Raw genomic sequence first — 23,086 nt, 5'->3', positions numbered from 1 at the left:
TCTAATGATGACATTAAAAAAAGTCAGTATGACAGAGAAAAAAACGGGAAGACAATTATTAAATGAGTTGGATCTAGCTGTTAACCCTGGGGATAAAATTGCAATTATTGGTGAAGAAGGAAATGGTAAGTCGACCTTATTGAAATTGATGAGAGGAAGGGACTATGTTCCTGACTATGTTGAGACATCAGGTGAGGTTAAAACGAAAGCAAGCGTGATTGGCTATTTATCCCAACAGCACCAAGTAGCTACAGAAACGATGGTAATGGACTTATTCCCTGAAGTTGATTGGAATGATGATTTATTAAGAGCTATGAAAGATTTTGGGATTGATAATTTATATAGCGAACAACTATTTCACACCTTATCAGGTGGTGAAAAAACACGTTATTTAATCTTATCGGTCTTAGCGATAGGACCAGAGATGTTACTTCTAGATGAACCAACTAATGATATCGATTTAGCAACTATTAATTGGTTAGAACAGTTTATTAAGCAGACAACTATGCCGGTGGTTTACGTTTCGCATGATGAAGCGTTTATTGAAGCAACTGCTAACTGTATCTTGCATATTGAGTTGGCAGGTCGTAAAGATCAGCCGCTGCATACGATTGATTATCAAGATTACAGGACTTATCGTGACAGACGACTAAATCGTATTAGTAAAAATGAACAAGATATCCAGACTCAAAAAAGAGCCTTACAAGAAAAAGAAGCTAAACTACAACAAGTCTGGCAAAAAGCCGAACATCAGCATCAACATGTTAACCGTGCTGACCCTCGATTACAAAAGAAAGTTGCTAATTTAAAGAATCAAAAAAGTCGCTTGGAAAAAGATAAGGCGAATGTTGGTGAATTATTAGCTTATGAAAAAGAAAGTTACTTTAGTTTTGCTTACTTAGAGGACATTCATCGAGGGAAGTTACTACCATTAATTAGCGTAGCCGAATTGCGTAATGAAAAAGGTGTCTTATCAAGAGATATTGAATTGCAAGTTTTAACTGGCGATAAAGTGGTTATTACAGGAGAAAATGGTGTCGGTAAGTCTACGTTATTAAAGGAGATATCACATCAGTTAGCAGGTAAAGAGGTAGGCTATATGCCACAGCGGTATGATGAAGTCTTAGAGCTAACTAAATCAGCAGTAGAATTTCTACAGATAACTGGTGATGCAGATGAGCGGACAGAAATCTACACCGCACTAGGTAACGTGAATTTCACACGTGAAGAGATGCTCCAATCAATTGGTAAGTTAAGTGGTGGACAACAAGCAAAGATTTTGTTGCTAAGAATGATTAGGGAGAAGAAAGAGATTCTTTTATTAGATGAACCAACTCGTAATTTAAGTCCAATTACCAACCCGCACTTGTATCAAGAGTTAAAGAATTTTAAAGGGACCATTATCAGCGTGTCACATGACCGCAAGTTTATTAAAGAAATTGGGACCAAAATCTATCAGATGACAAGTGCTGGTCTAAATGTATTAGAGGTAAGATAGTATGCTTTTAGGAATCAGTGCGGGTCTGATTTGGACGTTCGATTTAGTTATAACACCTCTATAAGAAGTTAATGAAAAAAGATCCTCGCTTACGCGGGGATCTTTTTATTGGAGTCGTTTTATTTTACATCAGTTTGTTTTTCTGTTTTAATTAAATTATAGATAGTAACTATTATAGTTACTAATAAAAAAGGAGTGTTAAATATGCAAAAAGTATTATCATTAACAAGTTCAGCGTATGAACAAATTGATTCAGAACTAAAAGGTTTGATTGAAAAAAACTTTATTATTGTTGATTTTAGTGTCGCATATGACACGGAACAAAAAGAGTATGCTTTGTTTGTTGTCTATCAATAAAAGAAAGTGGAATAAGGTGGGTGATTCAAATGGAAATGGTCAATGATGTTTATAAAATGAAGGGGATGCCGGTTGCGATTGACTTAAAAAAACATAATCAGCCAAAACGTAAACTCAACATTCCAAAAGAGTTAGTCCCGATTAAAAACGATGACACTAATCTTATCTATGAGATAGTAGCCAAAATTGGGGAAACAGATATTTTAGATGGGAAAAAAACGATGACTTCTGGCTACAATACATCTATTCTTGGACCTGTTATTCGATTGAGAAAAGGACAACAGACGAGATTGATTGCAAAGAATCAGTTGAATGAATCGACAACATTTCATTGGCATGGTTTAGAAGTTGCGGCAGCTAATGACGGCGGCCCACATCATGAAATCATGCCAGGCCAAGAAGAGATTCTTGAGTTCAATGTCATTCAAGAGGCGGGCACACTTTGGTTGCATCCTCATCCTCATAAAAAAACAGCTAAACAAGTATATGAGGGATTAGCAGCACTGATCTATGTTGAGGATGACAATTCTGACCAGTTATTAATTCCCAAAGATTATGGTATAGATGATATACCATTAATTATTCAAGATAAAACTTTCACAGACGATGGTCAATTAGATTATCAAGCTGACTATCAAGCGGATGGGACGTTAGGTGATACGTCGCTAATAAATGGGACAATTAATCCGTATGTTGATTTGACAAAAGGACTAACCCGTTTAAGATTATTGAATGGTTCTAATTCACGTAATTATCGAATTAGCTTTAGTGATAATATACCGTTCAAACAAATTGCAACAGATGGTGGCTTTTTAGAGAGTCCAGTTGAGTTAACAGAGTTGATTTTAACTCCTGCAGAGCGTGCAGAAATTGTCATGGATACGAGACAGTTAGCTGTTGGGGATACAATAAGCATGCTAAATGGTGACCATGCTTTAATTGAGTTTAATCAAGTTGCTATGCCGATTGTAACGAATGAGTTGCCAACAACTTTAAATTCAATTAAACGCTTATCTGATGAAGAGGTAGCTAAATTACCTATGAAAGAATTCCGACTAGCTGGTATGGGTGAAACGGTCACAATCAATAATGAAAAATTTGATATGTCTGTCATTAATTTTGAAACAAAACTTCAGTCTCCTGAAGTTTGGCGCATTATAAATGAACCAAGCATGATGGGTGGCATGATTCATCCATTTCATGTCCATGGAACGCAATTCCAAATTCTTAGTCGAAATGGAACTCCTGTTAGTGGAGCAGATAAAGGTTGGAAAGACACAGTTGGTCTTTTGCCAAAAGAAACAGTTGAGCTATTAATTGAATTTAAAGTTCCGGGTGTATTTATGTATCACTGTCATAACTTAGAACATGAGGACAACGGTATGATGGGGCAGTTCTTAGTAAAATAAATAAAATTTAAGGAGTGGTTAAAATGGAAAAAAGAAAAATTGGTGTTATCGTAGGTAGTTTAAGAGAAGGATCATTTAATAAAAGTATTGCGAAAAAATTAGCGTCACAATTACCAGAAAATTATGAAGCAGAATTTTTAGAAATTGGCCAATTGCCATTTTATAATGAAGATTTAGATGCTGGTACAGATGTGCCAAAAGAATGGGAAGATTTCAGAGTAAAAGTAAAAGCGATGGATGCGTATTTATTTGTTACTCCAGAATATAATCGTTCAATGCCAGCTGTCTTAAAAAATGCTTTAGATGTAGCGTCACGTCCTTATGGTGAAAATGTATGGTCTGGTAAAACAGCGGCAGTTATATCAGCTTCGCCAGGTGCAACAGGAGGTTTTGGAGCGAATCATCATTTAAGACAATCATTAGTCTTTTTAAATGTGATTACAATGCAACAACCAGAAGCTTATTTAGGTAATGTGACATCATTTATCAATGAAGATGGCAGTATAACAAGTGAGAGAACGGTTCCGTTCCTACAATCAATTATTGATGGATTCGTTGCATTAACAGAACAATTCTATAAATAATTAATACATGATAAGGGGAGGTCAATTATGATTTATAAAGAATTTGAGAAAAATGGATTATCATATACAGTGTTCACTCCTGACCCAATTATGGGAGCGAGCGCAACATTAGTTGAAAAAGATGGGGAAGGTTTTTTAATTGATACGCAATTTTCAAAATTAGATGCGCAAGCTATTATTGATCATGTCACTGATAAGGGAATAAAATTAACACAAGTATTTATCACACATAGTGATCCTGATTTTTATTTTGGCTTACCATTTATTAAAGATGTATTTCCTGACGTAAAAAGTTATGCTACAGCAGAAACTATTAAACGTATTAAAGAAACAGCTGATGATAAATTAATGGTTTGGAAAGATGTATTAAAAGAAAATACGCCTACAACGATTATTATTCCAGATGAGAGAGCTGATAGTATTGGTTTCAAAGATCAACAGTTTTCGATTGTTGGACGTGATAAATCACGGACTGCCTTGTATAATAAAGAAGCAGAACTTTTGATTGGTGGTATTACTGTCATTACCGATACTCATGTGTTTATGGCGGATACTAAAACGATTCAAATGCAAAATTCTTGGATCAATGATTTGGAAGAGTTGCATACATTAGCAATTACGACACTGATTCCTGGTCATTTTGGTAATGGGAACAAATTAGAAAAAGATAACTTAACATTTACATTAGATTATATTAAACGATTTATTGAATCGGAAGAACACTTTACAACTAGTCGAGACATTATTTTAGATATGAAATCAGCTTACCCAGAATTGTCTGAAGGAACTCTTGAGTTGAGTGCGAAAGTTGTGACGGGAGAAATGGATTGGCAATAAGAAATTAGGAGTGATTTAATTGGCATTTTCAACAAAGGTAAGTGTAGCAACCCATATCTTAACGTTAATATATTTAGAAGGGGAGAAGGGAATTACTTCAGATGAGATTGCAGGAAGTATTCAAACTAATCCAGCACTTGTTAGGAAGCTATTGAGCCAATTGAAAAAGGGTGGTTTGATAGAGAGTTCGCCTGGTCCGGTTCCAACGCGATTGGCTTCTAAACCAGAAGATATGACGTTATATCAAATTTATATGGCTGTAGAAGCACCAAGGGATATTTTTTTATTGCATGAAGACACTTCTCAAGAGTGTATAGTTGGACGTAACATACAAGAGTCATTAAAGGGCTATGTTGGTCAAATTGAAGACCGTCTAAATGAAGAATTAAAGACTATTACATTAGCAGATGTGATTAAAAATATTGCTAAGTTTGAGAAAGAAAAAATATCAAATAACTGAAAAATTACTACTTGAAGGAGTTAATGATATAAACTATTTTGTGGATAAAGGTGTAACTAAAACGTTTTACGAATTATATACATAAATACAATTGATTTTAAGTAGTGACAAGTAGCAAAGGCTCTTAGCTTGATATAGGCGCCTTTGTTATTTCTTTTTATGGAAATATACACATAATTGATATTTAAGGTATAATGATTTTATTGAATATAGGTAGAGAGGTGTACAGTATGAATCGGGTATCATATTCGGATCGCTATATTAATATAAAAGATAGTCTGACGAAGCAAGAGCGTGAAGCAGGAGAATACATTTTGAAACATCTGGATCAGATGGAACAAATGACCATTCAAGAGTTGGCAAAGTTAGCGAATGTTTCTAGTGCCACAGTCACACGATTGTCTCGTAAGTTGGATTACACAAACTTCTCAGAGTTGAAAAGTTATATTAGAGAAGAGCGTACAAAACAACTAAACCCTAAAGTTCCATTGGATTCGCCAGTTGCTAATTATTACCAACAGATGCTCCAGTCGGTTGAAAGTTTAGTCAATCAAGGAATGATTGAGAAGCTTGAAACGTTGGTTAAACAAGCACGTAAGATTTTAATTGTTGGGATTGGAAGTTCAGGATTAACGGCAATGGAAGCCAAGTTACACCTTGCTCGTATGGGGTTTGTGGTTGATTGTATCAGTGATCCTCATGCAATGAAGATGAGTGCAGTCTTATTAGAGCCGGAAGATTTATTGATTTGTATTTCTAATTCAGGTGAAACGCAAGCGATTATTGATACTGTGACATATGCTAAAACGAATGGTGTGTCAGTCGTTTCTTTAACGAATAGCACGCACAGTACGTTAGCTAAAATATCTGATTTATTTCTTGCTACATCAAGTTTAGAAACGATTGATGATCCACGCTTTATCAATAGTCAATTTACCAATATTTTTATTTTAGATACCTTATTATATGGTTTACTAAGTCATGCAGAATATGCCGCTAAGCGCAGTCGAACATTAGATGTTTTATAAATAAAAAAAGAACCTAGCAAAAGCTAGGTTCTTTTTTTGTTTTATTGAATGGCATCGACAAATGTTTTTGTAATCAGTTGCGGGCGAGTGATTGAACTTCCCACAACGGCACTGTGAACACCTAAGTCCATTACGCGTGCTAGTTTTTCTGGTGTGTTGATGTTACCTTCAGCAATTAAAGGAACAGTCACAACTTCTAGCATTTCTTTTAGAATAGCAAAGTCATTTGCTGAGACATCTAAATGACTTGATTCTTTAGTGTAACCAATTAGAGTACTTGAAACACAGTCGAAACCGATTTCTGAAGCGTATTTTGCTTCTTCAACTAACGCCACATCTGCCATTAACAAAATGTTAGGGTAGGTTTCTTTAGCGTATGCCACAACTTCAGCTAAGTCTTCGTTATGAGGACGTTTGCGACATGTCCCGTCAAGGGCAATCATTTCACAACCTGATGTTGCTAATTCGTCGATTTCTTTTTTTGTTGCAGTGATGAAGACGTCTGAGTCATCGTAATCACGTTTAATGATCCCGATAACTGGTAAGTCAACTTCTTCTTTGATAGCTTTGATATCAACAACTGAATTAGAGCGGATACCAGCAGCGCCACCTTCTTGAGCCGCTACAGCCATACGAGACATAATGTAGGGACTGTGTAGTGGTTCATTGTCTAAAGCTTGGCAAGAAACAACAAGCTTGCCTTTAATTTTGTCTAACATATTATTCACCCATCAATTCTTCAATTTCATTTTTAATAATTGTTACTTGTGGTCCATAGATAACTTGGATGCCGTTTCCTTTAGTGACAACACCTTTAGCACCAGTGGCTTTAAGAGCTTCCTCAGAAACCTTTTCACCATCTTTAACTGTCACACGTAAGCGAGTTGCACAACAATCAACAGTGTCTAAGTTGTCTAAGCCGCCAAGACCTTCAGTAATAGCTTGAGCACGTTCGCTAGCATTACCAGCAAGTGGAACATCTTCTGTTAAAACTTCTTCGCGACCTGGCGTTTTGAAGTTGAATTTTTTGATTAAGAAACTGAATGTGAAGAAGTATAAGAAGAACCATGGCACACCAACTAGGATAACACGGATCCAGTTTGTTTTATCATTTCCTTGTAGGACACCGAATAAAATATAGTCGATGAAACCACCAGAGAAGGTTTGACCAATTGTGATTTCTAAAATATGAGTTAACATGAATGCTAAACCATCGAAGAAAGCATGGACAACGTATAAGACTGGGGCAACGAACAAGAATGAAAATTCTAACGGTTCAGTAATACCAGTTAAGAATGATGTTAAAGCAGCGGTTAACATTAAACCACCAACGATTTTTTTGTTTTCAGGTTTAGCACATTTGTAAATGGCAAAGGCAGCACCTAGTAAACCAAACATCATGGTAATGAAACGACCTGACATGAAACGAGACGTCCCTTCAAAGAAAGCCGTTGTGTTAGGGTCAGCTAATTGTGCAAAGAAAATGTTTTGAGTTCCTTGTAAGACTTGACCACCAACTTCTAATGTTCCACCAAGACCTGTTTGCCAGAAAGGTAAGTAGAAAATGTGGTGTAATCCGAAAGGACCTAATAAACGTAAGATAAAACCGTAGAAGAATGTACCGATGTAACCAGTGGCATTTACCACGTCACCAATTTTGAAAATGCCACTTTGGAAGATTGGCCAGACAAAGTACATGATTGTTCCTAAAATGATTGAAGCGAAAGCTGTAATGATTGGCACGAAACGTGAACCACCGAAGAAACCTAAGAACTGAGGCAATTCAGTTTTGTTGAAACGGTTGTGTAGGTAAGCTGTCATAATACCAACAACTAAACCACCAAAGACACCAGATTCTAAGGTTTGAATTCCTAAAGCCATACCTTGACCAGCACCAGCTAAGTCACTAGGATCTGCTAGGCTACCAGCGATTCCTAAGATTGATCCGATTGTTGCGTTCATTACTAAGTAACCAAGTAAGGCAGCTAAAGCCGCAGTACCTTTATCAGATTTAGCTAAACCAACAGCCACACCAACAGCGAATAAGACAGGTAAGTTACCGAATACGATACTACCAGCTGCTGACATCACACTAAAGATGGCTTGTAACCACTGCACATCTAAGACAGGGTAGGCTGCAATAGTATTGGGATTAGAGAAAGCTCCACCAACCCCTAATAATAACCCTGCAGCAGGTAAAACTGCGATTGGCAACATGAATGATTTACCAAACTGTTGCGCTTTTTCAAATAAATTTTTCATTTTGAATCTCCTTTTTGATATTTTTTTCAAACAAATCATAACACATGAAAAAAGTATCTGCAATCGTTTTCATAATAAAGTATAAAAAAAGCCCGTTCAATAAAGAACGGGGCAGGTGATTATTTAGTTGGAGTTACTTCTAAAACTGGGGCACTAGCTGCAATAGCTTGTTCCGTTGCGTCAGTCATTGATGCAACCTTATCCATGTTAGTAATAGCAACAACAATTGTTGAAAGTGTTTCTGTTTTTTTCAATTCTTCTAAGTCCATTGTAGCTAATTGTGTTTCTGGAGTGACAACTTGTCCTTCAGAAACCAATACGTTAAATGGCACGCCATCTAGTGCGACAGTTTCTAAGCCCATGTGAACTAGAACTTCTAAACCACTATCAGTGGTAATTGAGATTGCATGTTGTGTTGGAAAAACACTTGTTACTGTTCCGGCTACAGGAGCGAAGACATTGTTATCAGTTGGGCGAACGGCAAATCCGTCACCTAACATTTTTGCTGAGAAGACTTGGTCTTCCACAGAACTCATTGGAATTAAGGTACCATTTGCAACACTGTGAAACGCATCAACGGTATTTTTTTTCTTTAAAAAATTGAACATAATAAATCCTCCTAAGCTAGCTTCAACTAGTTATTTAATTAACTCGAGTTTGATTTTACTGCAAATGAAAGCGATTAACAAGAAAAAAAGAAAAGTTTCATTTCAATCAACATAAAAAGCCACCACAAAAGGGGAGGCTTTTATGTTGATTCAAGCATTGATCGTAGTAGCTAGAGTCGACATCAATTGTCCTAAATATAATTCAGAGTCTGATGAAGTAGGAGGCGGAAGAATATTTTTCTTTTTATAATTGATTACATCAGGCATTTTGTTTGGAATCGCACTTTGTTTATTCCACTTTTTATTACGTTCATGTTTAGGTTCTAAATCAGTCGGTTCAAGCGGCTGCTTTTCTTTTGGAATAATTGACTTCTTTTTTTTAGGTTGAGTGGTTTGCTTAGCCTCATCATCTGGATAGATGGGAGCTGTATAAACTGTATTAGGTTTGTATGGTTCAGGTTGTAGTTCAGATTGGCTTTGCTTCTTAGCCTCTGGCTCTGCATGCTCACTCGGTTGCTCCTTTTGGGAAGCTTCATGTGGTTTTGGGTTACCTGGAACTGAAATTGTTATTTCATCTGAATTTAAGTCAAATGTGATTGCCTCGCTTGTTGTAGGAAATCCGACTATTATTAAACCTAAAATAATTTTCTTCATAAAGATCCTCTTTTCATGTCGACTAAAGTTTGACCTAATATATCCCAGTCATTTATTGTTGGAGGAGCTTTCCAGATAACTTGTGGAATATCATAATCATAGGTTGAGAAATCAGAAATATAGAGCATGGTTTTTTCTGTAATCTTCTTTTCAAAGACAATGTGTAATGATTGGAATGCGTTAATATTATTTTTTATATGTTGAGAGTATACAGGCCCCCTAGAAAAGTCCACACAAATATAAAGCGGGCTTTCCAAAACTGACTGAGGAACAAAATTGATAATTCTAAACATGCAATCATAATATAGTTGAATATTATTAGGTAAATCCATATTCCAGTTTTGTTTTTCAAAAAAGTCTTCAACAATTAATGAAGCATCAGGGTAGAGATTTTTAAAAATGCCAAGATGGTCTGTTGCATTAAAACTATCGCTTTTATAAGAAAAATGATAGAACTTGAAGAATACAGGAATCAGTTCATATTTTAATGTGGTAATAACCTCATCAGTTAAACCGGTATCTTGTTTAAATTTTTGGATACTACTAATTAAACTTGAAATTGGATTGATAACTGAATCAGAAAATAAATCAGGTGTAAAAATATCTTGATCGATTAAAAGGTTCTCTGAGAAAAGAAATTCAATTAAGTAGTAAAACTCATTGTTAAACTCTTCTTCCGTCAGGGGGTGGAACGTTGATTTAAAGATTGGAGACATAATAGCATTTAATCGCTGTATTTCTATAGTTTTATCATCACTTTCATCAATTCTTATTGTGGGAGTAGAGACACACATTCCCTGTGATAAGCGATAATAAATTAATTCAATAAATAAGCGCCATTGAAAAGAGGTGCTAGGTGTAATGGTGATATTTAAGTATTTAATAAAAGGTAGCAATCGTTTTTCAAATTTTGTCACCATAGGATCATCGTGTACAAATGTTATGCCTTTATAGTAGAAAGCCAGCATTTCAAATGTAAGAAGTCTGATTTTTTTTTCATCACCTTCGAGTTGCTGGTTATTAATTTTAATATCATATGTTGCTAATTCATTGTTGATTTCCTTAATCAAACTATATGAATAGGCGTTACTTATGCCTAACTCATGGTTAAGTATTTTTAAGTTATGCCCACCACGAAAATAAAACATATAAATTTGAAAATGAAGAGAATTTTGAATATAAGTCAGTCTTAAATGATTGATGACTTCATTGGTTATGCCTTTAATATAGTATATTTTCTTTTTGTCTAAAATAATTGCACTTTCAGGGTAACGTGATAAATCAGTAATTAACTCATCGATTAGGTTCATTGTTTTGAATGAGGAAAGGTGGGTTATCTCCTCAATCTGCCATTGAGGTATGAGATTATCATTATGTTTTTCAAAATAATATAATAAGTCTAATTTAAGATTCATATGCTCATTTAGTAAATTTATCATATGCTTCGCTCCTTTTATATTCTAAATAATACCCATTATATAACACCGAATATGTTCTTTTTTTCAGAGTAGAAAAAACATGTCTGTGTTTTTTATTATTTTATCAAAAAACGTAGACACGAAATACAAAATGAAAATCTTTCTTAGTGAAAAACAGTATAAAATTGCTTTGTGACGGATTGAAATAGGTCAATAATTTCTTGTCATATGACAAAATAAAACATTTGGGATTAAAAATGTCAGGTGTGAGTATTTACAAAGGGGGAAAGGGATTGATTATAGAAGCAATTAATTTTTACATCATTGGGTATCCGATAATATTGTCAGTTTTTTGGATTACAGGTAGTTTGCTAAATAAGCTCCAAACAAAATATTTGGAAAAAGAAGCAAATAAGATTGAGGATGAAATCGAACCATCTGTGGCAATTTTAGTTCCAGGTTACAATGAAGAACTTAACATTAAAGCAGTAGTGTCTTCTTTGAATGAAATCGAATATAAGAATATTATTATTTATTTGATTGATGATTGTAGTACGGATCAGACCTTGAAAAAGATGTATGAATTAAAAGAAAAGTATTTGGGAAAACAAAAAATTGAGGTTATTGCTTTACCTGCTAATGGTGGTAAAGCCAAAGCGTTAAATTACACGTTAAAACTTATTGAAACAGACTACGTTGTTGTTATTGATGCGGATTCAATGATCAGTAGTGACAGCATTAGTTACCTAGTTAATAGATTAGAAAGTAATCCGAAACTTGGTGCAGTTACAGGACGACCGATCGTGCGTAATAGAGCGACAATGTTGGCAAGAATACAAACAATGGAGTATTTGGGGATAATCGGCAATATTAAAGAGGCGCAAAATTTTTTCTTCAACGGGATTATGACCGTGTCTGGCGTCATTGTTGCCTATAGAACCAAAGCCTTGGAAACGATTAGTGGTTTTGATGAAAAAACAATGACAGAAGATATAAATGCAACTTGGAAACTTTATCAAAATAAATGGGATGTGGGCTATGAGTCACGTGCAACAACATGGATTTTAGTCCCAGATACTATTAGAGGTCTATATAGGCAAAGAAAACGTTGGGCCATTGGTGGCTTAGAAGTATGTATTGAAAATATGAAAAAAATAAGAAGTTTTGATTGGTCAAAAAAAATGATGCTTCTTGAGAACGTAGCCAGTCACGTCTGGTCATGGTTATTTATAATAGCAACAGTGAATTATTTTGTTAATATGATTATTTTTAAGGACTTTAAATTTAATGGTAATATCCTATTATTATTCTTTGTTATTGGTGTTCTTCAATTTGGAATGGGGCAATTATTTAGTCAAACAGATGATAAATTGACGTTTCGCGATAAATTAGTTTTTCCAATCTATCTATTGGTATATTGGTTAGTAAATTTAGTCACATCAGTGGCATCAGAATATGTAGTTTTTTTAAAGGGAACAGATGAAGGGAAATGGGAAAGTTCAGATAGGGGGTTATAAAATGAACGATTTAAATATGGTTGAAAGAAAAAAAAGAAAGGTCAGTAGAAAGTTTTTTGAAGAAAGCATATTTTTAGGCGTTTGGTTTATTCAATTAAGTATTATCATTATTTCAATTGGTTTTGTTTCAAAAATTTACTCAGATAAATTGGTTGTTTTATATTTATTGTTAAATTTTGATGTTAGCTTATTGATTGATGTGTTTCAGATGTTGGGCATGCTAGTCTTTGTGTTGTTTATATGTGGGGGGATGAAGTATGTTAAACAGAATTCTTAAATATAAAAAAATAAACTATTTATTAATTGTGCTTATTTTGGTGTTTGGTGTTGCTGGTTTATTTTTTAAACAAGATAAACAACAAAGACAATTAAATAACAATGTAAGCAACAAAGTTTATGATAGCTATGGTGATTTTGAAGGAGATGGAGTTGGTGCAGTTGTGCTATGTTACCATCGAATATTAGAACCAAGTAAGGTACTTTCAATTGGACAAGAACTATCGGAGAATTCTCAATTGCATAGTTTCAATGTTTCTAGCACGGAGTTTGAAAAACAGATGGAATACCTCGTGAAAAATAAAATAAAAGTTATTACTATGGATGAACTGGCTTCCCGATTAAAAAAGAAACAGATAGATGAGAAGTATGTGGTCATCACTTTTGACGATATAGATGTTTCTATGCTGAATAACGCTGTTCCAATTCTAGAAAAATTTAAATTACCATATACAAGTTTTATTATTTCTAATACAACAGGGGATTATAACTCGGGTTCTCAAATGGCAACATGGGAAGAAATAAAAAATATAAAAAATAAAGATTTATTAACTATTGGTATGCATACAGATGATATGCATTATCAGGAAAATAACATCCCAATGTTAATGCAAAAAAATAATATGTCTGATTTTAAAAAAGATTACAAAAGAAATAAACTAAAATTAAAAGACAAACTAGAAGCAAATGCAGTCTATTACGCACCACCGTATGGCGCAATTCCAAAGGATAAGGCTGCTTATTTAATAGATCAGGGTGTTAAGGGAATCTATACCTTAGAAAATGGACTGGTTACGAATAAGTCCTCTAAAGATAAAGTTCCGCGCGTTGTTGTGACAGAAAAAAGCTGGAAAAATTTAGAAAAATATTGGGAATCAGGAGATGTATTAGATGAAGATGAAAAGGAATAGTAATATTGACTTGATCAGAGTAGTAGCAAATATTTTAGTAATAACTGTTCATTTCTTTTTAAATACTGAATTTTACGATTTAACCATTCAATCACCCTCAACAATTGTTTCAACAGTTATTCGAACGTTTGCGATAATTTGTGTTCCATTATTTATTTTAATAACTGGCTATTTAATGAGTGAAAAAGTGTTGACACTTAGTTTTTATCGGCGATTAGGCGTATTCTTGAGAGATTATCTTGTGATATCAATAGTCATCTATCTTTTTAGAGTATATTTGTTAGGAGAGAGTCAAACAATTGTCAGTGGTATTTTTGGTATCTTTGATTTCTCAACTGGTCCATACTCATGGTATGTTGAAATGTATATTTGTTTATTCTTACTAATTCCATTTTTAAATTTAATTTGGAAAAACCTTAAAAATAGAGCGCAGCACAATGCTTTACTAGCAACTTTAATCTTTTTAACGATTTTACCTAGTTTAAATCCAGTTCTACCAGTTTTTCCGAGTTTTTGGACTAGCTTATATCCAATAACTTTTTATTTTACAGGGGTTTACATAAAGTCTTATTATAAAGAATTGCGCTCAATAAAAGTATTTCCCCTTTTTATTGTAGGGATGATAATTTCAAGCGTTCATAATATCGTTGTCAGTTACGGAAGTGTATTCCATTGGGATTCGTATAATGATTATTTTGGCTATCAAGTGTATATTGTAAGTGTAGCGTTCTTTTTAATGTTGCTTAAAATAAATGTTCCAAACAAGTTGTCAAATGTATGTGCTTATTTAGCTAAGTACAGTTTTGCAATTTATATGTTATCATATGTCTTTGATAGCGTTGTTTATACTGAGTTTCAAGAGCTTATTCCAAAATATAGTAATCAATTAATGCTAATGTTTATTCCAATCATTCTTGTCTATATTGGTTCGTTAGTGATTTCAATAGTTCTAAGAAAAATTAAGTTAATAAGTTAGAAAGGTGATTTCAACTATGAAGAATTCAAAATTTTTGAAAATATTGACAGGGACAATGCTATTATCTATGACCATAACATTAGCCTACACAACTGTGTTTGCTAATGATGATCAAGTGAATGGCATTGAATTTATAAGAGACGCAAAGTTGAGAGTGATTGATAGTGGTGAATTTTTAAAGGATGGGGATAGTATTGAGAAAGATACGCCTCTAGAACTTTTGCTAAAGTGGGAAATCTCATCAGATAACTCAAAGGAGAATCTGAGACATTTCTTTTGGGACATACCAGACAATTTAAAAGTCAATTCGGCTCCTAGTGAGTTGCTTGATGAAAATGGGGATAAAATTGCTAGTTTGGAGTTAAATGAGGAGTTTGGTCGATTGGAACTTACTCTAGATGACAACAAACGCGATCTTAGTGAATCGTATCATGGTGAAATAGTATTGCCAATTGAAATAACAAAGCCTAGTAATATAAATCAAATGAAAACGAAACTGGACATATCCTTATTTGGAAAAAGTTCATTAGTAGTATTTATTGTTGAAAGTTTGAAAACGACAGATCATGATACTGAAGATGATAAAGAGTCCTCGGATGAAGGATTAGCAATTAGTAAGACAGGTGAAATTAAAGGTTCAAAAGCATTCTGGACTATTAAGGTATCACCACAGGATGGTTGTTCAGAGGCAAGTTTTATAAAAGATTTCTTAGGTAGATACCAACAATTTGTAGAAGGGTCATTAGTTGCCAAATTTGTAAAATATCATGATGATGGTTCATATGATGTGATTGAAGATTTAGATACTACGGGTATTTTAAATAAACATCACAAAGTCTTTTTTTTCTGGATTGGTAGAATCGAAGCAGATTTATTACTAACCTATGAAACAAATTTATCAGGTATGGGAAAAGTCCCAACTTATCATAATGATGTGTTATTGGGATGGGGACATAATCAGAAGAAGTTCATCCAAAGTCAAATTTATAATCCATTAAATCAGACAAAATTAACAGTTGAAGTTGTAGATGCAGCCAAACCAAATAAGAGGTTGGGAGTTTCTGAATTTGAATTGGTGAATATGTCGACTGGTGAGAGAGAACTGCTTAAAACTAATCAAGATGGAAAATTAGTTTGTAAAGATTTAGAATATTCAGATTATCAATTGATTCAAAAAAATACCAAAAATGGTTATGAGATTTCAAAAAATCCCTATTCATTCACGCTGTCTCAAAATAATAATAATGTTAACCTTATTATTAAGAATAAAGCGAAAAAAAACAAGGGGATTGTTCATGTTGTGAAATTTGATAACGAAACAGGTAAGCGACTTGAAGGGGCCGAATTCATTCTGAAAAATATGAATGGGGATGTCTTGTCTAAGTTTAAGACAGATGAAAATGGTGAATACTGGTCGGATGAGTTAGCTTATGGCAAGTACGAAATTATTGAAACAAAAGCCCCCAAAGGCTATAAACTATTTGATAAATAAAAAAAGCCTCCGCATAAGCGGGGCTTTTTCTTTTTAATTATTTAAATAAATCGAATAATTGGTAGTGAGTTGGATCATCTGGTAACAAGAAGTTGAATCCTTGTTGGAAGATCATTGAGATAAAGTTGATAACTACCATTGCAAAGAATACGTAGATAACAGCTTTAGCAATCCAGACGAAAGGTGTTACTGAATCATTTGGCGGTGTTAATTTATCTGCGAAGACTAAGTTAATACCAGCAAATAAGATAACAATAACGAAAGTAATGAATGACCAAGTGTAGAAGTGTAAGCCTAAGAAAGCTCCACCAAAACCGTCATCATGTAAGTGTAAAGCAACTTGACGTCCAGCATATAACATACCACCTAATGAAGCGATGATTGATAAACCGTAACCAGCTGCAAACTTAGTTGTTGTAATTGTTCCGTTTAAAGATGAAATGATAATCATGATGGGTCCAATGACCGCTAACATCATGCTGTAACGTTGTAACACACATAGGGGACAAGGCATTTCGCCGATGATATATTGTGCTCCCATACTTCCACCAAGAACTAAAATGTAAGCAGCAACCATTGCCACGGCCATCCAGAACCCTAAGAATTTAATATTTTCTTTAATAAATTTTGACATGAGTACTCCTCCTAAAAGTTAAATGGTAATTCGCTTGTTGCGTGTAATTTGAATAAGATGAAACTTAAAATGAAGATGATGAACCAAAGGCCAATCATTTTCCATGAAGTGTCTTTCTTAACAATCAACATATAAAATAGTGCAGTCATTAAAAATAAAATAATAATATCCAAAAAAATCTCCTCCTAACAAACTTGTTGTGATGTCTTTCACATTCTCATCTTACAACTAATTGTTTGTGATGTAAATACCCTATGTTATTTTTCTTGTTATTTTCGTGAAACAATATGATAGCACTTGTTTGTAGCGTGGGAAAGATAAGTGTTCTATTTATTTTGTATACCAGGTGTTATTATTCACAAATAATACTTCGTGTGGTTTTTCTTATGGATAGATGAGATAGGCCAAACAAAATGTATTATTTTCTTGCAATAGCGAGAGCATATCTTTTATAATTAAGGCAATCAATTCGAAAGGGGTGAGTTTATGACTACTTATGATTGGATTAAGGTCATGATTCCACCGTTTCCCTGTAAAGGATGTTTTTTCTTCGCATTATAATAAATAAGGAGTTTTAAAAATGAGAAAAAACATCGAAAAAAAACCAGGAGTGCTATTACTAATCTTATTAGTAGGATTTCCTCAAATCAGTGAAACAATTTTTACACCATCTTTACCACAAATTGCCACAGCTTATGGTACATCAATGAGCACGGCACAATTAACATTAAGTATCTATTTCTTAGCCTTTGCCTTTGGTGTCTTTACTTGGGGCTGGCTTTCAGATCGTATCGGTCGTCGTCATGCTATGAACTTAGGGATTGTCTTATATGGAATTGGCAGCTTGATGTGTTATTTATCAGGTTCAATGACGGCATTATTAGTGGCTCGTTTTATTCAAGCTTTTGGTGCTAGTACAGGGTCAATAACAACCCAAACGATTTTACGTGAAAGCTTTGATGGTAATGAACGCCACCGTTTGTTTGCCCAAATTTCAGCAGCACTTGCCTTTACACCAGCCGTTGGTCCATTAATTGGTGGGTTTGTCGGTCAAAATTGGGGCTATCGAGCTGTCTTTTTCACACTAGTTGTGATGAGTGTCGCGATATTTATTTATAGTTACTTAGCTTTACCGGAAACGTTTAAAGTTGAAAATCGCCAAACTGTTTCAATCATGGCGGTGACTAAACGCATTTTAAGTAATTCACGAGTGTTAACTTTTGGATTCTTAATCGGTGCAGTCAATGGCTTATTATTCAGTTACTATGCTGAAGCGCCGTTTGTCTTTATTGAATATTTTGGCTTAAGCCAATCAACTTATGGATTTATTGGAATTGCCGTTGCTTTAGCAACAGTGATTGGTTCATTAATTTCTAAAAAATTATTAGACCACATGAATCCTGAAAAAATTATTCGTTTAGGTTTAAGCATAGCCCTAGTAGGTGCGCTTCTACTATTAGGTGTCAGTGCTATGAGTTCTGTGGCAAGTCCGCTACAAATGGCAGCGTACATTATTGCAGTCTTTGTGATGTTAATCGGAACAGGGATTGCATTACCTAATTGCCTAAGTTTAGCTTTAGTTGATTTCAAAGATGTGGTAGGAACAGCAGGTGCAATCTTTAGTTTAGGGTACTACTTACTAGTTAGCCTGATGACCTTCTTAATGAGTTTGTTGCATACAGGTTCGCTACTAAGCATGCCACTATACTTTATTGCGGTTTTACTGATATGTTATTTACTAGCAAAACGCTATCTAAAATAAAAAGCCTCCGCGCAAGCGGGGCTTTTTTTATTACTCCTTTTTTGAGAAGGCTAACTCAAAATTGGAGCATTCATTAGACAGAATATTTCCTATAATAAAGGAGAAGACGAAATATAAGGAGAAATAATATGAAAAAATATGGATATTTATTATTAGCATGTGCCATGTTAGGGCAACCTATGGCTAGTTTAGCCGTTGATCTAAATGAGCAAATCACGAGCGAAAGTATTGAATCGACACCAAAAGAAAAGGAAATCAGTAACCCGACAGTGCCAGTTGTGGCAGAAGAAAATGCTGTAACAACGGATAATGGAGGTGCTACTCCTTATGCTGAAACATGGGGAAAGGGGACTGCTCCAGTTACTTTTTCAGCTGATGGAAAAATTGCAACCGTAGGTGCTGGGACTTTAGGGGAGTCTAAAGGACAAAAAATTAAAGATGCCGAAAAAATCATTTTTCAACCAGGTGTGAAAACTGAAAAAGATGGAACCTATATATTCCAAGATTTAAAAGCAACAGTTTTTGAAGGATTTAACAATGTCGATACTTCTGAAACAAGAGAAATGTATCAAATGTTTTATGAAAGCAAGTTAGAAACCGTTGATTTAAGTAAGTTCGATACATCTAATGTCACTTGGATAAGCAAAATATTTTTTAATACTCAATTTAAGGTACTCGATTTGAGTAGTTTTAATACGGAAAATGTAAGTGATGGTAATTTGGAAGCAATGTTTATGAAAAGTAAGCAGCTAGAAGAATTGGATATAAGTACGTTAAGTGTTCCGACGGATGAAAGTTTTGTACGAGCATTTGCTGAAGATACAAACTTAAAAAAAATAAAAATTGGACCAGATGTTAAAATGAAAAAAACTGAATTACCATCAGCACCAAGTGATGATACCTACGCTGGTATGTGGATTAATCTTGCGGGCGGCGGAGAAGAGAAACCTCTAGGTGATAATATTTGGACATCTGAAGAATTTATGGCTAATTACGATGGACCAAAAGATCATGATACATATATTTGGTTGAAGAACGCTGTTTCACCGGGGACAACTGTTAACTATGTGGATGAGGCAGGTAATAGCATTTCAGATTCAGAAAAATTTGAAGGAAATGTTGGGACAGATTATACATCTAAAGCCAAAGAAATCCCAGGCTATACTTTAAAAGAAGTCACAGGTAAAGAGTCAGGTCGCTTAACCTATAAAGAAGATGTGGTGACTTACGTTTATACAAAAAATCCTGTCGCGTCACCAGGTGTTAACGTATCATATGTTGATACTAAAGGAACGAAACTAGTTGATGATGTATTATTAACTGGTAATGAAGGTGACGACTACACAGCAGAACAAAAAACAATTGAGGACTATACATTTAAAGAAGTAAAAGGTGAGGTTAGTGGTAAACTGACAAACGAACTTCTTGAAGTAACCTTTGTTTATACGAAAGAGGAATCTGGGGGAAACAACGGCAATAATGGAAACAACGGAAACGACGGTAACGACGGAAACAACGGTAACGACGGAAACAATGGAAGTAATGCAAACAATGGTAACGAGACAAGTGACGGGGACTCACATAAAAAACCAAATAAAGAGGATATCAAAACATTACCCCAAACTAATGAACAATCATCTATTTGGTTAAGCTTAGTTGGAATCATCCTGTTGTTTGGTGGAGTCGTAACAAGACGTAAATATTTATAAAAAGCCTCCGCGTAAGCGGGGCTTTTTTATTGCTACTTTTTTGATAAGACTAATTCAAAATTGGAGCAATCTTTAAGTGTGATATTTCCTATAATAAAGGAGAAGACGGAATATAAGGAGAAATAATATGAAAAAATACGGATATTTATTATTAGCATGTGCCATGTTAGGGCAACCTATGGCTAGTTTAGCCGTTGAACTAAATGAGGCAATCACTATCGAAAATAATGCAAACGAAACAACTGAAGGGCAGTTAGTATCTGATACAAATGAGATTGATCTGTTTAGTTCAGATTTGTTAGAGAGTACGAATCAAAGTGGCAAAGAAATAACTACAGAAACAAATAATAGAAGTGAAATAATTGATTCCACTACATCGCAAGGTGTACGTGAAAATGATGAACTTAAATGGGGAACTGCTTCTGTCGTAGTTGAGGGTAATAAAGTCATTGTTAGTGAAGGGACAATAAGTAATGAGAAGCCATCGAAGGTAAAAAAGGCTCAAATAATTGAATTTGGAGATAATGTAAAATTTCCGAATGACTCAAGTAATTTATTTCAAGATCTGGAAAAACTAAATTCTTTTATAGGAATGAATAAAATTGATACAAGTAATGTCACTAATATGTCATATATGTTTAATTCGTGTAAGCAATTAGAAAGTCTTGATTTATCAAACTTTAACACAACTAATGTCACCAATATGAACTCAATGTTTTCTGACAGTGACAAGTTAAAAAGTCTTGATTTATTAAATTTTAATACAGCGAATGTTAAATATATGAATAATATGTTTGCTTATTGTTATGCTTTAAGTGACATAAATTTAAGCTCGTTCAATACTTCTAATGTAGAGTCAATGGGGCGGATGTTTTCAGACTGTTCTGTTTTGTTTCACTTAGATTTAAGTTCATTTGACACGTTGAATGCGGATACTTCGGATATGCTTAATGGGTATGGTGGAGATGAAGTAGAAGTAAAAGCATTAACGTTAGGACCCAAAACTAGTTTAAAGAAATCCCAATTAGGAAACTACAACTCAGGCAATAGTTATACAGGCATGTGGATTAATCTTGCTGGTGGATCAGAAGAGACACCACTAGGTGATAATATTTGGACATCTGAAGAATTTATGACTAATTACGATGGCTCAAAAGATGCGGATACATATATCTGGTTGAAGAATGCTGCTTCACCGGGGACAACCGTTAACTATGAGGATGAAGCTGGAACGAGCATTTCAGATTCAGAAAAATTTGAAGGAAATGTTGGGACGGATTATACATCTAAAGCCAAAGAAATCCCAGGTTATACTTTAAAAGAAGTTGCAGGTAAAGAATCAGGTCGCTTAACTTATAAAGAAGATGTGGTGACTTACGTTTATACAAAAAATCCTGTCGCGTCACCAGGTGTTAACGTATCATATGTTGATACTAAAGGAACGAAACTAGTTGATGATGTATTATTAACTGGTAATGAAGGTGATGACTACACAGCAGAACAAAAAACAATTGAGGACTATACATTTAAAGAAGTAAAAGGTGAGGTTAGTGGTAAGCTAACAAACGAACTTCTTGAAGTAACCTTTGTTTATACGAAAGAGGAATCTGGGGAAAACAACGGCAATAATGGAAACAACGGAAATAATGGAAACAACGGAAACAACGGTAGCAACGGAAACAATGGAAGTAATACAAACAATGGTAACGACACCAATGATGTTGGTTCACATAAAAAAACAAATAAAGAGGATGTCAAAACATTACCTCAAACCAATGAACAATCATCTATTTGGTTAAGTTTAGTCGGAATCATCGTGTTGTTTGGTGGACTCGTAACAAGACGTAAATATTTATAAAAAGCCTCCGCGTAAGCGGGGCTTTTTTCATACCAAATAATATCATACTAAAAACCTTAGATTGTGTATAATAGAAGAAATGAATCTTGTGAAGGAGTCTGTTATGCAAAATGTTGAAGAGATATTAAATAAAAAGCAACCCAATCAAAAAGTAAATTATGATCGCATTTTACAAAAACTAGTAGCTAATTGGGAAGCAGAAACAACTCGACCTAGCATTTTACTGCATAGTTGCTGTGCCCCATGTAGTACGTATAGTTTAGAATATTTAGTAGAATATGCTGACGTGACGATTTTGTTTGCTAATTCAAACATACACCCGGAAAGTGAATACCGACGCCGTGAACTGGTTCAAAAAGAGTTTGTTGAAGAGTTCAACAAGAGAACAGGTTCAACTGTAGGATTTATGTCATCCCCATATGAACCAAATGAATTTATGAGAATGGTAGGGGCTAAACAACTGCAAAATGAAGCTGAGGGTGGAAAACGGTGTACAGCCTGTTTTCAAATGCGCTTAGATATTGTGGCTGAAAAAGCGTTAGAATTTGGTTTTGATTATTTTGGAAGTGCGTTAACACTATCACCTAAGAAAAACAGTCAGCTAATAAATGAGATTGGTTTAGACATTCAAAAGATCTATGATGTTAATTATTTGCCGAGTGATTTCAAAAAGAATAATGGTTACAAACGTTCAATCGATATGTGTAATGAGTATGATATTTATCGTCAATGTTACTGTGGCTGTGTCTTTGCAGCTCGTCAGCAAGGTGTTGATTTAAAAGAGACAGATCGTGCCGCAAAATTATTTTTGGCAAAAAAATGAAAGGGTGAGTTAT

Annotated in this window: 23 protein-coding genes; 16 read left to right on the top strand and 7 right to left on the bottom strand. The window is 34.4% G+C overall.

Annotated features, from left to right (window positions below):
- The first annotated feature begins 4 nt into the window (after window positions 1–4).
- The 7 genes from G7081_RS06830 to G7081_RS06800 all read left to right on the top strand — a co-directional run bounded on the left by G7081_RS06830 (window position 5) and on the right by G7081_RS06800 (window position 6,173).
- Window positions 5–1,498, top strand: coding sequence for an ATP-binding cassette domain-containing protein (locus G7081_RS06830; RefSeq protein WP_166008189.1), 1,494 nt, complete (start codon window positions 5–7; stop codon window positions 1,496–1,498).
- Window positions 1,499–1,702: 204 nt separating this feature from the next.
- Window positions 1,703–1,855 (top strand): hypothetical protein, encoded by a 153-nt coding sequence (locus tag G7081_RS06825; protein ID WP_166008188.1) that lies wholly within the window; start codon window positions 1,703–1,705, stop codon window positions 1,853–1,855.
- Between the two features lie 29 nt (window positions 1,856–1,884).
- On the top strand, window positions 1,885–3,264 hold the full coding sequence (locus G7081_RS06820; protein WP_166008187.1) for a multicopper oxidase family protein: 1,380 nt from the start codon (window positions 1,885–1,887) through the stop codon (window positions 3,262–3,264).
- A gap of 23 nt (window positions 3,265–3,287) precedes the next feature.
- Window positions 3,288–3,848, top strand: a complete 561-nt coding sequence (locus G7081_RS06815) for an NADPH-dependent FMN reductase (protein WP_166008186.1) — start codon at window positions 3,288–3,290, stop codon at window positions 3,846–3,848.
- Window positions 3,849–3,875: 27 nt separating this feature from the next.
- A complete protein-coding gene (locus G7081_RS06810; RefSeq protein ID WP_166008185.1) occupies window positions 3,876–4,685 on the top strand; it encodes an MBL fold metallo-hydrolase in 810 nt (269 codons plus the stop codon).
- A 19-nt stretch (window positions 4,686–4,704) separates the two neighbouring features.
- Complete coding sequence (locus tag G7081_RS06805) at window positions 4,705–5,145, top strand: Rrf2 family transcriptional regulator (protein ID WP_166008184.1); 441 nt, start codon at window positions 4,705–4,707, stop codon at window positions 5,143–5,145.
- Between the two features lie 230 nt (window positions 5,146–5,375).
- The gene (locus tag G7081_RS06800) at window positions 5,376–6,173 is read left to right on the top strand and encodes a MurR/RpiR family transcriptional regulator (RefSeq protein WP_166008183.1); all 798 of its coding nucleotides are present in this window, start codon (window positions 5,376–5,378) and stop codon (window positions 6,171–6,173) included.
- 41 nt (window positions 6,174–6,214) lie between these two features.
- Here G7081_RS06800 and G7081_RS06795 read toward each other — a convergent pair whose 3' ends face one another.
- The 5 genes from G7081_RS06795 to G7081_RS06775 form a co-directional block, all read right to left on the bottom strand.
- Entirely contained in the window at window positions 6,215–6,892 is a 678-nt protein-coding gene (locus G7081_RS06795; RefSeq protein WP_166008182.1) for an N-acetylmannosamine-6-phosphate 2-epimerase, read from the bottom strand.
- Between the two features lies 1 nt (window position 6,893).
- Entirely contained in the window at window positions 6,894–8,435 is a 1,542-nt protein-coding gene (ptsG, locus tag G7081_RS06790) for a glucose-specific PTS transporter subunit IIBC (RefSeq protein WP_166008181.1), read from the bottom strand.
- A 119-nt stretch (window positions 8,436–8,554) separates the two neighbouring features.
- On the bottom strand, window positions 8,555–9,043 hold the full coding sequence (locus tag G7081_RS06785; protein WP_166008180.1) for a PTS sugar transporter subunit IIA: 489 nt from the start codon (window positions 9,041–9,043) through the stop codon (window positions 8,555–8,557).
- Window positions 9,044–9,193: 150 nt separating this feature from the next.
- Window positions 9,194–9,697, bottom strand: a complete 504-nt coding sequence (locus G7081_RS06780; RefSeq protein ID WP_166008179.1) for a hypothetical protein — start codon at window positions 9,695–9,697, stop codon at window positions 9,194–9,196.
- Window positions 9,694–11,136, bottom strand: coding sequence for a helix-turn-helix domain-containing protein (locus tag G7081_RS06775; RefSeq protein WP_166008178.1), 1,443 nt, complete (start codon window positions 11,134–11,136; stop codon window positions 9,694–9,696). Before G7081_RS06775 ends, G7081_RS06780 begins: the two co-directional genes overlap by 4 nt.
- 272 nt (window positions 11,137–11,408) lie before the next feature.
- Here G7081_RS06775 and G7081_RS06770 point away from each other — a divergent pair, with 272 nt between their 5' ends.
- The 5 genes from G7081_RS06770 to G7081_RS06750 are packed head-to-tail and all read left to right on the top strand — an operon-like array spanning window position 11,409 to window position 16,287.
- Window positions 11,409–12,632 (top strand): glycosyltransferase, encoded by a 1,224-nt coding sequence (locus tag G7081_RS06770; RefSeq protein ID WP_166008177.1) that lies wholly within the window; start codon window positions 11,409–11,411, stop codon window positions 12,630–12,632.
- Window position 12,633: 1 nt separating this feature from the next.
- Window positions 12,634–12,909 (top strand): hypothetical protein, encoded by a 276-nt coding sequence (locus G7081_RS06765; protein WP_166008176.1) that lies wholly within the window; start codon window positions 12,634–12,636, stop codon window positions 12,907–12,909.
- Window positions 12,890–13,819 carry a polysaccharide deacetylase family protein gene (locus G7081_RS06760; protein WP_166008175.1) on the top strand — a complete coding sequence of 310 codons (930 nt, stop codon included), beginning with the start codon at window positions 12,890–12,892 and terminating at the stop codon, window positions 13,817–13,819. Before G7081_RS06765 ends, G7081_RS06760 begins: the two co-directional genes overlap by 20 nt.
- Window positions 13,800–14,795 carry an acyltransferase gene (locus G7081_RS06755; RefSeq protein ID WP_166008174.1) on the top strand — a complete coding sequence of 332 codons (996 nt, stop codon included), beginning with the start codon at window positions 13,800–13,802 and terminating at the stop codon, window positions 14,793–14,795. The genes G7081_RS06760 and G7081_RS06755 overlap by 20 nt, the downstream gene beginning before the upstream one ends.
- A gap of 16 nt (window positions 14,796–14,811) precedes the next feature.
- The gene (locus G7081_RS06750; RefSeq protein WP_166008173.1) at window positions 14,812–16,287 is read left to right on the top strand and encodes an MSCRAMM family protein; all 1,476 of its coding nucleotides are present in this window, start codon (window positions 14,812–14,814) and stop codon (window positions 16,285–16,287) included.
- Window positions 16,288–16,324: 37 nt separating this feature from the next.
- Here the strand turns inward: G7081_RS06750 and G7081_RS06745 are convergent, their stop codons facing one another.
- Together G7081_RS06745 and G7081_RS06740 are read right to left on the bottom strand one after the other, a co-directional pair.
- Window positions 16,325–16,921, bottom strand: a complete 597-nt coding sequence (locus G7081_RS06745) for a disulfide bond formation protein B (RefSeq protein ID WP_166008172.1) — start codon at window positions 16,919–16,921, stop codon at window positions 16,325–16,327.
- Window positions 16,922–16,932: 11 nt separating this feature from the next.
- On the bottom strand, window positions 16,933–17,094 hold the full coding sequence (locus G7081_RS06740; RefSeq protein WP_166008171.1) for a DUF5993 family protein: 162 nt from the start codon (window positions 17,092–17,094) through the stop codon (window positions 16,933–16,935).
- 407 nt (window positions 17,095–17,501) lie between these two features.
- Between G7081_RS06740 and G7081_RS06735 the strand changes: the two genes are divergently transcribed.
- The 4 genes from G7081_RS06735 (at window position 17,502) to G7081_RS06720 (ending at window position 23,073) form a co-directional block, all read left to right on the top strand.
- Window positions 17,502–18,683, top strand: coding sequence for a multidrug effflux MFS transporter (locus G7081_RS06735; RefSeq protein WP_166008170.1), 1,182 nt, complete (start codon window positions 17,502–17,504; stop codon window positions 18,681–18,683).
- A gap of 128 nt (window positions 18,684–18,811) precedes the next feature.
- Window positions 18,812–20,392, top strand: a complete 1,581-nt coding sequence (locus G7081_RS06730; protein ID WP_166008169.1) for a MucBP domain-containing protein — start codon at window positions 18,812–18,814, stop codon at window positions 20,390–20,392.
- Between the two features lie 127 nt (window positions 20,393–20,519).
- Window positions 20,520–22,250: a MucBP domain-containing protein gene (locus tag G7081_RS06725; protein ID WP_166008168.1), complete on the top strand. Its 1,731-nt coding sequence runs from the start codon at window positions 20,520–20,522 to the stop codon at window positions 22,248–22,250.
- A 103-nt stretch (window positions 22,251–22,353) separates the two neighbouring features.
- Complete coding sequence (locus G7081_RS06720; protein WP_166008167.1) at window positions 22,354–23,073, top strand: epoxyqueuosine reductase QueH; 720 nt, start codon at window positions 22,354–22,356, stop codon at window positions 23,071–23,073.
- Window positions 23,074–23,086: the final 13 nt, after the last annotated feature.

It is taken from the genome of Vagococcus coleopterorum, assembly GCF_011303955.1.
Taxonomy (GTDB): Bacteria; Bacillota; Bacilli; order Lactobacillales; family Vagococcaceae; genus Vagococcus_D; species Vagococcus_D coleopterorum.
Note: the sequence above shows the minus strand (reverse complement) of the source record. Positions and strands in the feature narration are given on the sequence as shown.